Genomic DNA, 12,327 nt, shown 5'->3' with positions numbered 1-12,327 from the left:
TTTGCCAATGAGGATGTCGTTACAGGCCGACCAGTCCGGCCAGACCGCCGATGTCCGGGATCTGGTGGTAGCTGTAGAAGGCATTGCCCGGTACTTCGTGGCCGCGGGCAACGAAGGCCTTGTTCTTGATCTTCATGTCGTGCGCCGGCATCAGGTCGTAACGGAAGCTGGAGGACACATGCAAGATGTCTTCCGGGCCGCAGTTGAGGTTGTCGAGCATGTACTCGAACGCCGCCAGACGTGGCTTGTAGGCTTGTGCCTGTTCGGCCGTGAAGACTTTGTGAAAAGGTGCGCCGAGTTTTTCGACGTTGGACATGATCTGGCTGTTGCTGGCGTTGGAGAAAATCACCAAGGGAATCTTGTCGGCGATTTTCGACAGGCCGGCCGGTACGTCCGGGTGCGGCCCCCAAGTCGGAACGGCGTCGTAATACAGTTGGCCTTCTTCGCGGTATTCGATTCCCCAGCGCTTGCAGGTACGCGCCAGAGCGGTCTTGAGAATCTCGTCATACGGCATCCAGTCGCCCATGACCTGATCCAGGCGATACGCCGAGAAATCCTTGACGAACTGATCCATCTGCTCCGCGGGAACACGATCGGCAAAGAGTTCGCGGGTCATCGTGCCCATGTGGAAATTGGTCAGCGTTCCGTAGCAGTCGAAGGTAATGAATTTGGGGCGAAGAAAGCTCATTGAGTGCGTTCCTGAAGTTCGTTGAGGTCAATGGCGCTACAAGCATTTGTCTGGTTTGCGCAGTAGCGATGCAACGCTGCAGCACACCGTCATTACAACACCGTGAAATCAGCAGATGGCGTTAAAAGCGACCTCCGTTCGATACAAATCACCGTTTTGGTCACGCCGCTCAGCAGACTTTGCGGTGCGCTCCAGCCTTGGGCAAAGCCCCGGTTTATGCGCACTTATGGACCTTTATCAGCCGCTTTGGATTTCGGACAGCGACTTTGCCCGCAGAAACTGCGCCCCACCGCAGCCGTGGCGTCAGTTGCTGCGGCGCACGTCAGTCCGGTTCTTGATTGAAGCGATTGAAGGCGCATCCAGTGCCTTGAGCGACGAGGCTCGGCACAAGCCTTTTATAGGGTAAATAAGCCCAAGCATTTGCTGCCGGCAGAAGCCTCCGATTAAGTAGTAAGTGTGGTCTTCGGGACCGCACTTTGCGGAATCTGCCGAATATTCCCTGCCCCCTTGTCAGGCTTTCATCCAGATGGGATACAGGCGTCACCTCGCCGGCAAACCCGGCGCACGCGCACACTCTTGATCGGAGAATCGCCATGTCCACCCCGCGCCCTTCCTACGTCTATCGGCCGATGACTGCCGACGACCTGCCCAAGGCCCATGCACTGTCCGTGCAATTGAAGTGGCCCCATCGACTCGACGACTGGGCCATGCTGCAAAGGGTCAGCAAGGGCTTTGTCGTACTTGATGGCGAGCGTTTGATCGGCACCGCATTCGCCTGCCCGCAAGGTGATTTCACGACCATTGGCCTGGTCATTGTCAGTGACGATTATCAGGGCCAGGGCATCGGGCGAAAGCTCATGGAGCACGCACTGCAGGCTTGCCAGTCAAGCACGGCGATATTGAATGCAACCGTGGCCGGCGCACCGCTGTATGCCAGCCAGGGTTTTGTCGAGTTTGGCCGAATCCAGCAGCACCAGGGCCAGGCGCAAGCCCCTCTGCCTGGCGCATTGGCCGATGGTGAAGAATGCCGCCCACTGCGCGTAGCGGATCATGTGCGGGTGCTGGAACTGGCCAGTGCCGGGAGCGGGCTGGATCGGCAAGCGGTGCTCACCGATCTGTTCTCTGTCGTAGAGCATTCGGTGGGCATTGTGCGCGACGGTCAGTTGCGCGCCTTCGCCCTGCTGCGCCCGTTCGGTCGCGGTCGTTGCATCGGCCCGTTGATCGCCGAAAACCTTGGGCAGGCCCAACATCTGATCGCCACATTGCTGGCCAGGGTACCGGACGCCTTTGTGCGCATCGATATTCCAGCGGATTGTGGCCTGGCCGACTGGCTGGAAGCAGCCGGCCTGAAAAAGGTCGACACCGTGGCCCAAATGTCCCGCGGTGCCGCACCACAAGCAAACAATGGCGTTCGGCAGTTTGCCCTGGTCACTCAAGCCATTGGCTGACTATCGGGGTGGCGCTTGTCGCCTCCCAAGAAATTCCCTCAATACCTGGAGCGTCACCCGTATGTTCGAACCTTGCATCATGCTGTTGGCTCGCGCCGATGGCAGTCGCGTCGACACCTCTTTCCAACAGCAACCCTTGAACGCTGCAGACCCCTTCTCGACTGGACGTCTGGTCGCCTGGTCAGGGAGCGACGGCATATCTGCAGGCATCGTCGAAGCAGGCGAAGGCCTTGATATCGAGGACTTCCCGCACACCGAAGTGATCGTGGTTCACGCGGGGCGCGTGACGTTGAAAACCCGCGAGCGGACGCTGGAACTGGCCGTCGGCGCCAGCGCGATCATCGGCCGGGGCACGGCCCTGCGGATCGAAGCACAGACCGGCACCCGGTGGGCGTTTTGCGCCATGGCCACCGCAGCCGCGACACCCGGCCTGACCTTGCTCGACCCGCTGGCGCACCTGTCGCCCTCCGCCGCGCCGGAGCAGCAGATACTGATCGGTCCGACACCGCAATGCCGGTCACGTAATGCCTTCGAAGACGCCACAACCGATCTGCGTGTCGGCGTGTGGGACTCGACGCCCTACGAACGTCACGGTCGCCCGCACAAGCTCAATGAGCTGATGTATCTGATCGAAGGCAGCGTAACGTTGCAGACGTCTGAGGGCTTGAGCGTGACTGTCAATGCCGGTGACAGCGTATTTGTTGCGCGGGGTGCACAGTGCGCCTGGAAAAGCACGCGCTATGTACGCAAAGTGTACGCGGTCAAATAGCGTCAGCCATGAAGCGCCTTGTCAAAACGGAACGAAGCCCCATAGGCCGAGTCAGGCAGGTGGTTGGAATGATCTGCCCGTAACCGCGAGCGGAAAGTGCCGCTTTGCGGTTGAGTCCGGTACAGCCCACGCTTTTGCAGTTCTGGAATCACCCGTTCGACAAAGTCCTCAAGGCTGCCTGGGCTGATCAACGGGTTGAGCATATAGCCGCTGGTGCCGGAAATGCGCGCGTGCTCTTCGATGCGATCGGCGACTTGCTGCGGTGTACCGACGAGGATGAGGTCGCTGCCACGGGTAACGCTGGCGAAGCGCTTTTTGACATCACCCGCCGTCAGCGGCTTTCCACTGCCATCCGGGCGCATCACGTAAGAGGTCAGGCCTTCGGTGTGCGTCGAGAGCGCATCGCTGTCGGCGTAGCGGCTGATGTCGATACCGGTGTCGCCGGCGTAACTGACCAGTTGTGCCTGCAAGTGATAGTTGCTTTGCAACTCGTCGTATTTGCGCTGGGCTTCGATTTCGGTTTTGGCCGTGACGATGCGCAATACCGTCAACGATTTCACGTCTTCACGTTGACGCCCACGCGCCTGAGCCTGGGCCCAGATGTCTTCCAGACCCTGACGGATTTCCTGCGGGTTGGATTTGGCGATGAAGATCAGTTCCGCATGCTTGGCGGCGAACTCTCGACCGCGTCCCGACCAGCCCGCCTGGATCAGCAACGGTGTGCGCTGCGGGGACGGAGCGGTCAGGTGCGGCCCGGCCACGCGATAGTGCGCACCCTCGTGATTGATCGGTCGCACCCGGTCGCCTCTGGCATAGCGCTGGCGGGCCTTGTCGGCCACCACGGCGTCGTCGGCCCAACTGCCTTCCCAGAGTTTGTACACCACATCGAGAAACTCCTCGGCGCGTTCATAGCGATCGTCATGCTTGATCATTTGCTCCAGCCCGAAATTGCGGGCGGCGCTGGACAGGTAAGAGGTGACGATGTTCCAGCCCACTCGCCCATTGGTGAGGTGATCAAGCGTGCTGAAGCGCCGGGCGTGGGTAAACGGGTGCTCATAACTGGTGGTCACCGTGACACCAAACGCCAGGTTTTCCGTCACGGCTGCCAATGCCGGAATGATCATCAACGGATCGTTGGCCGGTGCTTCCACCGCCCACTTCATGGCCGCATCGGCGTTGCCGCCGAACACATCGTAGAAGCCCAGCACATCACCAAAGAACAACATATCGAGGTGCGCCTGATCGGCAATCCGCGCCAGGTTTGACCAGTAGCCCAGCGAGTTGATCGCCAGGCGTTCGTCAGCCGGGTGTGTCCACAGACTCGGCGCACCGCCACACCCGACACTGGCTTGTTCATAGAGTGCAAACAGCAGAGGTTTAGGATCGGACATCTTGGTTCCTGCAAGAAATCATTTAACGGAATGGCTCAGCGCTGATGCTTGAAGCCTCTGCCGTAATGGCGTTCGAGGCGATGCTGGATCAGTTCGAGACCGATGGATAACAGCCAATAGATGGCGGCTGCGGTGGTCAGCATTTCAATGTAACGGTAGGACGAACGCCCGTACGACTGCGCCAGAAACATCACTTCCCAAACCCCCATGACCGAAATCAGGGACGAGTCCTTGAGCATCGAAATGAACTGGCTGGTGGTCGGCGGAATGATCGTGCGCATGGCTTGCGGCAGGATGATATGGATGAATGTCGCGGCCGGTCTCAAGCCCAGTGCGGCGGCTGCTTCGCGCTGACCCGGGGCAACCGCGAGGATGCCAGCACGAAAAATCTCACTGAGATAAGCCCCGTAATTGAGCGACAGCGCGATGATCCCGGCGCTGATTGCACCTGGCACCACGCCCAGCTGCGGCAGCCCCAGATAGATCAACAGGATCTGGATCAACAGCGGCGTGCCGCGAAAGAACGAGGCGTAGAAGCTGGCGATACCAAACGCCACGGCGCTGCTCGACAGCCTGGCCAACGCGGTGACAAAGCCCAGCAATAACGAAAACCAGATCGAGCAGAAACACAGGAATATCGTCAGCGCGGCGCCTTGCAAGAATCCGTTCGGCCCCAGATGCAGGCCGACCAGGTTTGGCCACTTTTCCAGAATGATCGAAAACTTCAGATCGAAGCGCATGAAAAACCACACGCCCAGACCCGACAGCGCCGCCCACGTCAGATACAGGCGCGTGCGAAAGCCGAACAGCTGACGTGTCAGTGGCGGCTGCTTTTGCGGGCTGACAGCCGCTTTGGCCGGATGCGTATTGATGGCTGTCATTGGCTGATATCAGAACCGATCCACTTGCGGGATATTTTGCTCAACGTGCCGTCAGTCTTGAGTTGCGCAATGACCTCGGTGACTTTCGCATTCCATTGCGGATCGCCTTTTTCGACCGCCACCACGTTCGGTTCGGCATACAGTGAGTCCCCGGCAATCTTGAAGCGCGGATCCTGAGCGATGCGTTCACGCGCGGTGATGAGGTTGGTGACCATGGCATCCAGGCGCACGCCGATACCCAGTGCGAGATCCTGGAAGGCTACGGTTTCGTTGTCGTAAGGTGCGATCTGGACACTGTCGAACGGATAGCTCAACGGTTTGTCCTCGGCGCCTTCAATGACCAGATCCTTGTTCAGATAGGCCTCATAGGTCGATGCACTAATCACACCGACTTTTTTGCCGGACAAGTCCTTGCCACCGACAATCTCCTTGTCCTTTGCATTGACCACGATCACTGCCGGTGACTGGTAATACTCCACGGGGAAGTCGAACACTTCGGCCCGCGCCTTGCTCGGTGTCATCGAGCACACGCAGATGTCGTATCGACCGTTCCAATGCCCCGCAGCAATCACGTCCCAGGAAGGGGTTTCAAGTTTCAGCTTGACCCCAAGGCGCTCGGCGACAGCTTTAGCCACATCCACATCGAAGCCGTCGAGCTGGTTCTGGTCATTGAGAAAAGAGAACGGCGGGTAACTCTCCATCAGGACACCGGTGAGTTCACCTTTTTGCGTCACGCGATCAAGGGTGGGCCCCGCGAAGGCTGCAGCGCAACTGATGGCGAGCGCCAGGCCAAGTGTCAAATGTGTCGGGATCTTCAAGTGCGAATGCTCCAATCAGGAAAAGCCTGGTTAGATTAAAACGCACTATAAAATTAATATGAACTTCATTTAGGGAATAAAAGGCTACGCTTGGGCTATATGGATTCCTGCTCTCGATCGTTTCGTGAGTATCGAAACAATATTGCCGCGCAGCCAAGGATGCGCGGCATTCAATCCCTTTTGCTGGCTTCTGCCTCGCCGATGCGGCCTTCGGCCTTTCTCGATGAGCTCCAGAAATCCGGCGACTCCGTGCTGATTCACACCGCAGCCGGCGGTGTCGGCCCCGCCGCCGGGCAACTGGCGTATGCCACCGGCGAATGGAGTCGTCCGGTAATGCAGGGAAATCATCCTGACCATGCGTCCGGAAGATTCGCCGTAACACACCCGAAGCGTTCAAGGATGAACATTCGTTCATCGAAAACATGATTGGGAGCGTCTAGTCTGCTGGTTACGACATAGTGACTACAGGAGTAACCCACCATGTTCTCGCACGAAAGCATCCCGCTGATCATCCTCTTCACCATCCTGCTGCTTGGCGTACTGACTGCCGTTCTTCATCCCGTGCATGCGTTCTATAGTTGGCTCCAGAGGCGCAGGGAAAGATCCGCTGCCGAGGCTGCGAGCGAGGTGGATTCGCACTGATGTGCATGACTGGCCCGGAGGAATTCGGGCCTTTTTTTGCCTGCTGGCGACAGCACCGGAAACCGCAGTGAACACTATTCGCGCCCTCTCCCCGCTACCCAAGCAAGCCTTCAGCTTGTGATGTCAGTTCTGCGCATTTACACGAAAAAATTGCCGCTTGATTGTCAGGTGGCTTTTTTCCGCCTATCGTGCATAAAACCTATACAGAGCTACTATCTTCGTACAATAATTTTGGTTACTGATCCGCCATCCCGCGCAAGTCTGCCGCGACAAAGCGAAATTAGACGGCCACAACCCTGTACACCCGCCTCATGGCGTACAAGAAAGCGTTTCCAGCGCTGTCCCTCGACCCCCTCTGCCTCAGGGAGTAAAGCAATGACTCGATTAGTGCTGTTACTGACACTGATACTCAGCATCGCAAGCTGCACCAGCGTGGATGTCAGCCGTTATGCCGATCAACAACCAGCCCTCGATCTGCATCGGTTTTTCAGCCAGCCCGTCAAGGCCTGGGGAATGTTTCAGAAGCGCGGCGGCGAAGTGACCAAGCGTTTCGAAGTCAACATTGTCAGCCGTCGCGAAGGCAACAACCTGATTCTCGACGAGCGCTTTCTGTACAGCGATGGCACCCGCCAACACCGCGTATGGACACTGACGCCCGAGGGCCAGGGACGCTGGAGCGGCCGCGCCGGCGATGTGGTCGGCGTTGCCCAAGGCCAGGTGGCTGGCAATGCATTTCACTGGCGTTATCGGCTGAACGTGCCGGTCGACGACTCGACCTATGAAATGAGCATGGACGACTGGATGTACTTGATGGATGAGGACACGTTGATCAACCGCACCCGCATGTCCAAGTTCGGGGTCGAAGTCGGCCAGGTGACCTTGTTCTTCCGCCGCCAGGGCGCCGGAGCCAATCCGTGAACCGGGCGAACCGGAGCTTGATTGAATGAACATGACCCGCCGCTTGTGCCTGGTCCTGGGCGACCAGTTGTCCTTCGACCTGGCTTCTTTACAGGCACTCGACATTGAGCGCGATACGGTGCTGCTGGTCGAGGTCATGGAAGAAGCCAGCCATGTGCCCCACCACCCTCAAAAGATTGCTCTGATCTTCAGCGCCATGCGCCATTTCGCTCAGGCATTGCGAGACCAAGGCATACGTGTTGAATACGTCACCCTGGATGACCCGGAAAACAGCGGCTCGGTGCCGGGTGAGCTGCATCGCTGGCAAGCGCTGTTGCAGGCTGAGCAAGTGCACATCACCGAGTGTGGCGACTGGCGGCTGGAGCATTCGATCAAGGAATGCGGTTTGCCCATCCACTGGCACGCCGATGCGCGTTTTCTGTGCAGTCGCGAAGAGTTTGCCGCATGGGCCGAGGGCAAGAAACAGCTGCGCATGGAGTTTTTCTACCGTGAGATGCGTCGCAAGAGCCGCTTGCTGCTCAATGGCGACGGTTCACCAGTGGGTGGCGCGTGGAATTTCGATGCCGAGAACCGCAAGGCGTTGCCCAAAGGCGTGAAAGCGCCCTACCCGGCACGCTTCAATAACGACACCATCACCCGCGATGTGCTGGCACTGGTCAAGGCGCGCTTCAGCCAGCACTACGGCGTGCTCGATGACTTCAACTATCCCGTCACCCATGCCGATGCACAGGCGCTGTGGGCGTACTTTCTTGATTATGGTCTGGCGGGGTTTGGCGATTACCAGGACGCCATGGCCAGTGACGAGCCGTTCCTGTTTCATGCGCGCATCAGTGCGGCGCTCAACATCGGCCTGCTGGATCTGCGGCAGCTGTGCAGTGATGTGGAGTCGGCGTACTGGGCCGGCAGCGTTGCGCTCAATGCCGCCGAAGGCTTCATTCGGCAACTGATTGGCTGGCGGGAATATGTGCGGGGCGTGTACTGGCTGAGAATGCCGGATTACGCGCTGGGCAATTCGTTCGGCAACAGCCGGCCACTGCCTGAGTTCTACTGGACGGGTGACACCCAGATGAACTGCATGCGCCAAGCCATCGGGCAAAGCTTGCAGCACGCCTACGCCCATCACATTCAGCGGCTGATGGTCACCGGCAACTTCGCCCTGCTCGCCGGCATCGCGCCGAGCCAGATCTGCGAGTGGTATCTGGCGATCTACATGGACGCCTTTGACTGGGTCGAGCTGCCCAATACGCTGGGCATGGTGATGCACGCCGACGGCGGTTATCTCGGTTCCAAACCCTATTGCGCCAGCGGCCAGTACATCAATCGCATGTCGGATTACTGCCACGGTTGCGTGTACAAGGTCAGCGAAAGCACGGCGGACAATGCCTGTCCGTTCAACGCGCTGTATTGGCATTTTTTGATGCGCCACGGTGAGCGGCTGCGCGGCAATCAACGCATGAGCATGATGTACAGGAACCTCGACCGCATGCCGGAAGCAAAGCAACAGGCACTCTGGCAACGTGGCCAGGCACTGTTGGCGCGCCTGGATAACGGCGAATCGATTTAAAAAAGGGTTCGCCCGAAGCGACCTTGTTTCATCAGTGAAACTTAACGACGACGCAACCTGTCAACGGATGAGCAACCACAGCGCCACACCGCTTCGCGCTGATGATGGCACCTGACGGGCATACCCGCCCCATGAAAAACCTGACCAAGAAGGTGAGATGGACACCCTCAAACACCTTAGTCGTGAAGCGCTCGAGTCCGAGGTCAAGCGATTACGCGCCGCGCTGTCTGGCAATGAGGCCGACACGGAGCAACGTGTGGCGGCTGCGCTGCACGCCAGTCGCACCGCCCTCGCCCGCAGTGAGGAACGCTATCGACTGGCCGTCATGGCCACCAGCGATGCGGTGTGGGACTGGGACCTGCAAACCAACCAGATCATCTGGAACCAGGCGTTGCAACAGGCGTACGGTTTCCCGCTGGAGAACGTTGATCCCAGTGGTGACTGGCGGTTCGCCCGGCTCCATCCGCAGGATCAGGCGCGGGTGCAGGCATCGATCCGCGCCGCCATCGATGGCGACGGCACGACATGGAGCGCGGAGTATCGGTTCTGCTGTCAGGACGGCTCCTACGCCGAGGTGCTCGATCGCGGCCACCTGATCCGCAATCCCGCCGGCCAGGCCGAACGCATGATTGGCGCGATGCTTGACCTGACCCGCTCGCGCAGTGCCGAAACGGCGTTGCGCCAGAGTGAGGAACGCTTCAGTACCATCCTGGAAACCATCGAGTCAGCGTTCGCTATCGTCAAAGTCAAATTCGACGCCAGCGACGAGCCTGTCGACTACTACTTCGTCGAGGCCAACCCGGCGTTCGAGCGCCAGTGCGGGGTCAACCTGCGCGGTAAATGGGTCACCGAGTTCGCGCCCAATCTGGAGCGCTTCTGGTTCGAAACCTACGGCCACGTGGCCAAGACCGGCGAGCCGGCGAACTTCGAGAATTACGCCAATACGTTTGAGCGCTGGTTCGATGTGCGTGCGGTGCGGGTCGGTGACCCGGCCGACCGGCAGATCGCGATCCTGTTCAACGACGTCACCGAGCGGCGCGCGGCAGAAGACCGCTTGCGAGCCAGTGAGGCGATCGCCCGGGAAAACGTAGAGCGCGTGCAACTGGCGCTCGCGGCCGGCGCCATTATCGGCACCTGGCACTGGGACCTGCTCACCGACCGTTTTGCCATCGACGAAGGCTTCGCCCAGGTGTTCAATCTCGACCCGGCACTGGGGCGTGAAGGCTTAAGCCTCGAACAAGTCATCACCAGCGTGCACCCCGACGACCGCGATAGCCTGACCGCGGCCATCGACGAAGCCATTGGCCGCGGTGGCGCCTATTCCCATCAGTACCGCGTGCGCCGCGAGGACGGCAGATACCAGTGGATCGAAGCTAACGGGCGCGTTGAGTGTGCAGATGACGGAGTTCCCCTGCGCTTTCCCGGCGTGCTGATCGACGTCGAGGAGCGGCGCACCGTCGAGGCGGAGCGCGACCGGGCTATTGCCGCGTTGCGTTCGCTCAACGACACCCTTGAACAACGAGTGTCATCGCGCACCGCCGAGTTGATGCAGGCAGAGGAAAAACTGCGTCAATCGCAGAAGATGGAAGCGGTCGGCCAACTGACGGGAGGCCTCGCTCACGATTTCAACAACTTGTTGGCCGGCATTTCCGGCGCGCTGGAATTGATGGGTGCGCGGATCAACCAGGGCCGTTTGAACGAAGTCGACAAGTACATGGTGACCGCACAGGGCGCGGTCAAGCGCGCCGCCGCCCTCACCCACCGCCTGCTGGCCTTCTCCAGACGCCAGACCCTCGATCCACGACCAACCGACGTCAACACACTGATGACGGGCATGACCGAACTGATCCAGCGATCGGTGGGCCCGAGCATTCTCCTGGAAACCATTGGCTCGCCGGTGCTCTGGCCAACACTGGTCGATGCCAGTCAACTGGAAAACGCGCTGCTCAACCTGTGCATCAACGCCCGCGATGCGATGCCCGATGGCGGACGCATCACCATCGAGACGGCCAATCGCATCATCGACACCGAGATCGCCGGCGCGCTGGACATGCCCGAGGGCGAGTATGTGTGCCTGTGCGTGACCGATACCGGCACCGGGATGTCGGCCGATGTCATCGCCAAGGCCTTCGACCCGTTCTTCACCACCAAGCCGCTGGGCCAGGGCACCGGGCTGGGCTTGTCGATGATCTACGGGTTCGCCAAACAGTCCGGTGGCCAGGTGCGCGTGCATTCTCAGGTCGATCGGGGCACCACAATGTGCATTTATCTGCCTCGTCACAGTGGCAATCCCGTGCAGGGCCACGATGACAAGCACATCGCACCGGCGATGGTGCCCAAGGCCAGCGAAACCATTCTGGTGGTGGACGACGAACCGACGGTGCGCGCGCTGGTGGCCGACGTGCTTGGCGATCTCGGCTACAACTTGCTCGAGGCGGGCGACAGTGTTGCCGGGTTGAAGGTGTTGCAATCGAACGTGCACATCGACCTGCTGATCACAGACGTCGGTCTGCCGGGTGGCATGAACGGTCGGCAACTGGCCGACGCCGGCCGGGAGATCCGCCCGAACCTGACGACCCTCTTCATTACCGGTTACGCGGAAAACGCAGTGATCGGCGCCGGCCAACTGGGTCCCGGCATGCAGGTGCTGACCAAGCCCTTCGCGGTCGACACGCTGGTGGCGCGGGTCAGTGAACTGATGTGCTCAAGATCCGAATGAACGACCGCTGCGGCGTGCGGCCAAGGAGTATGAAATGGTGACTTTCCTGATTTTTCTGATCGCGTGCGGTGCGGCCGCAACCACCGGCATGGTTTTCAAGCCCGGCCAATGGTACGCGCAACTCAACAAACCGACGTTCACGCCGCCCAACTGGGTGTTTCCGGTGGCCTGGACGACGATCTATCTGCTGCTGGCCTGGGTTGGCTATCGCTTGACCCTGATTCCCGGCAGCGAACAGGTGCTGGCATTGTGGGCGGCGCAGATTGCGCTGAACACGCTGTGGACGCCGGTGTTTTTCGGTGCGCAGCGGATCGTTGCCGCGATGATCATCCTCGTACTGTTGTGGCTGGTCGTCGCAGCGATGGTGGTCCTGGCCTTGCGCCTGGATGTGATCACCGGGTTGATCCTGTTTCCTTATCTGGCCTGGCTGTGTGTCGCTGCGGCGCTTAATTTTTCGATCATGCGCAATAACCGGATTGGTTAGTGTGC

At 59.6% G+C, this 12,327-nt stretch carries 12 protein-coding genes; 8 read left to right on the top strand and 4 right to left on the bottom strand.

All coding sequences use genetic code 11. From position 1 onward, the window contains the following. Positions 1–19: 19 nt before the first annotated feature. The gene (locus L6D81_RS11545; protein WP_085730903.1) at positions 20–688 is read right to left on the bottom strand and encodes a haloacid dehalogenase type II; all 669 of its coding nucleotides are present in this window, start codon (positions 686–688) and stop codon (positions 20–22) included. Positions 689–1,281: 593 nt separating this feature from the next. Here L6D81_RS11545 and L6D81_RS11540 point away from each other — a divergent pair. Both L6D81_RS11540 and L6D81_RS11535 read left to right on the top strand, forming a co-directional pair. Continuing rightward, complete coding sequence (locus L6D81_RS11540) at positions 1,282–2,136, top strand: GNAT family N-acetyltransferase (protein WP_236179443.1); 855 nt, start codon at positions 1,282–1,284, stop codon at positions 2,134–2,136. A gap of 61 nt (positions 2,137–2,197) precedes the next feature. Then, the gene (locus L6D81_RS11535; protein WP_236179442.1) at positions 2,198–2,905 is read left to right on the top strand and encodes a cupin domain-containing protein; all 708 of its coding nucleotides are present in this window, start codon (positions 2,198–2,200) and stop codon (positions 2,903–2,905) included. Between the two features lie 2 nt (positions 2,906–2,907). Here L6D81_RS11535 and L6D81_RS11530 read toward each other — a convergent pair whose 3' ends face one another. The 3 genes from L6D81_RS11530 to L6D81_RS11520 are packed head-to-tail and all read right to left on the bottom strand — an operon-like array spanning position 2,908 to position 5,995. Further along, the gene (locus L6D81_RS11530) at positions 2,908–4,296 is read right to left on the bottom strand and encodes an LLM class flavin-dependent oxidoreductase (RefSeq protein ID WP_236179440.1); all 1,389 of its coding nucleotides are present in this window, start codon (positions 4,294–4,296) and stop codon (positions 2,908–2,910) included. A gap of 35 nt (positions 4,297–4,331) precedes the next feature. After that, positions 4,332–5,177 carry an amino acid ABC transporter permease gene (locus L6D81_RS11525; protein WP_236179438.1) on the bottom strand — a complete coding sequence of 282 codons (846 nt, stop codon included), beginning with the start codon at positions 5,175–5,177 and terminating at the stop codon, positions 4,332–4,334. Beyond that, entirely contained in the window at positions 5,174–5,995 is an 822-nt protein-coding gene (locus L6D81_RS11520; RefSeq protein ID WP_236179436.1) for an ABC transporter substrate-binding protein, read from the bottom strand. The genes L6D81_RS11525 and L6D81_RS11520 overlap by 4 nt, the downstream gene beginning before the upstream one ends. 159 nt (positions 5,996–6,154) lie before the next feature. On the opposite strand from L6D81_RS11520, the gene L6D81_RS11515 reads away from it, so the two are divergent. The 6 genes from L6D81_RS11515 to tspO all read left to right on the top strand — a co-directional run bounded on the left by L6D81_RS11515 (position 6,155) and on the right by tspO (position 12,322). Further along, on the top strand, positions 6,155–6,421 hold the full coding sequence (locus tag L6D81_RS11515) for a hypothetical protein (RefSeq protein WP_236179434.1): 267 nt from the start codon (positions 6,155–6,157) through the stop codon (positions 6,419–6,421). A gap of 54 nt (positions 6,422–6,475) precedes the next feature. Next, positions 6,476–6,637, top strand: coding sequence for a hypothetical protein (locus L6D81_RS11510; protein ID WP_236179433.1), 162 nt, complete (start codon positions 6,476–6,478; stop codon positions 6,635–6,637). Positions 6,638–7,012: 375 nt separating this feature from the next. After that, a complete protein-coding gene (locus L6D81_RS11505; protein WP_236179431.1) occupies positions 7,013–7,555 on the top strand; it encodes a DUF3833 domain-containing protein in 543 nt (180 codons plus the stop codon). A 25-nt stretch (positions 7,556–7,580) separates the two neighbouring features. Next, a complete protein-coding gene (locus tag L6D81_RS11500; protein ID WP_236179424.1) occupies positions 7,581–9,119 on the top strand; it encodes a cryptochrome/photolyase family protein in 1,539 nt (512 codons plus the stop codon). Positions 9,120–9,276: 157 nt separating this feature from the next. After that, a complete protein-coding gene (locus L6D81_RS11495; protein WP_236179422.1) occupies positions 9,277–11,838 on the top strand; it encodes a PAS domain-containing protein in 2,562 nt (853 codons plus the stop codon). Positions 11,839–11,875: 37 nt separating this feature from the next. Then, positions 11,876–12,322 (top strand): tryptophan-rich sensory protein TspO, encoded by a 447-nt coding sequence (tspO, locus tag L6D81_RS11490; protein ID WP_236179668.1) that lies wholly within the window; start codon positions 11,876–11,878, stop codon positions 12,320–12,322. The last annotated feature ends 5 nt before the right edge of the window (positions 12,323–12,327 follow it).

This window comes from Pseudomonas sputi, assembly GCF_021603585.1.
GTDB classification, from domain to species: Bacteria; Pseudomonadota; Gammaproteobacteria; order Pseudomonadales; family Pseudomonadaceae; genus Aquipseudomonas; species Aquipseudomonas sputi.
Note: the sequence above shows the minus strand (reverse complement) of the source record. Positions and strands in the feature narration are given on the sequence as shown.

Excerpts from the sequence above, each read along its gene's own strand:
- L6D81_RS11510 (WP_236179433.1), top strand. The coding sequence starts at position 6,476 with ATGTTCTCGCACGAAAGCATCCCGCTGATCATCCTCTTCACCATCCTG.
- L6D81_RS11530 (WP_236179440.1), bottom strand. The coding sequence starts at position 4,296 with ATGTCCGATCCTAAACCTCTGCTGTTTGCACTCTATGAACAAGCCAGT.
- L6D81_RS11500 (WP_236179424.1), top strand. The coding sequence starts at position 7,581 with ATGAACATGACCCGCCGCTTGTGCCTGGTCCTGGGCGACCAGTTGTCC.
- L6D81_RS11535 (WP_236179442.1), top strand. The coding sequence starts at position 2,198 with ATGTTCGAACCTTGCATCATGCTGTTGGCTCGCGCCGATGGCAGTCGC.
- L6D81_RS11545 (WP_085730903.1), bottom strand. The coding sequence starts at position 688 with ATGAGCTTTCTTCGCCCCAAATTCATTACCTTCGACTGCTACGGAACG.
- L6D81_RS11505 (WP_236179431.1), top strand. The coding sequence starts at position 7,013 with ATGACTCGATTAGTGCTGTTACTGACACTGATACTCAGCATCGCAAGC.
- L6D81_RS11540 (WP_236179443.1), top strand. The coding sequence starts at position 1,282 with ATGTCCACCCCGCGCCCTTCCTACGTCTATCGGCCGATGACTGCCGAC.
- L6D81_RS11515 (WP_236179434.1), top strand. The coding sequence starts at position 6,155 with ATGCGCGGCATTCAATCCCTTTTGCTGGCTTCTGCCTCGCCGATGCGG.
- L6D81_RS11525 (WP_236179438.1), bottom strand. The coding sequence starts at position 5,177 with ATGACAGCCATCAATACGCATCCGGCCAAAGCGGCTGTCAGCCCGCAA.
- L6D81_RS11495 (WP_236179422.1), top strand. The coding sequence starts at position 9,277 with ATGGACACCCTCAAACACCTTAGTCGTGAAGCGCTCGAGTCCGAGGTC.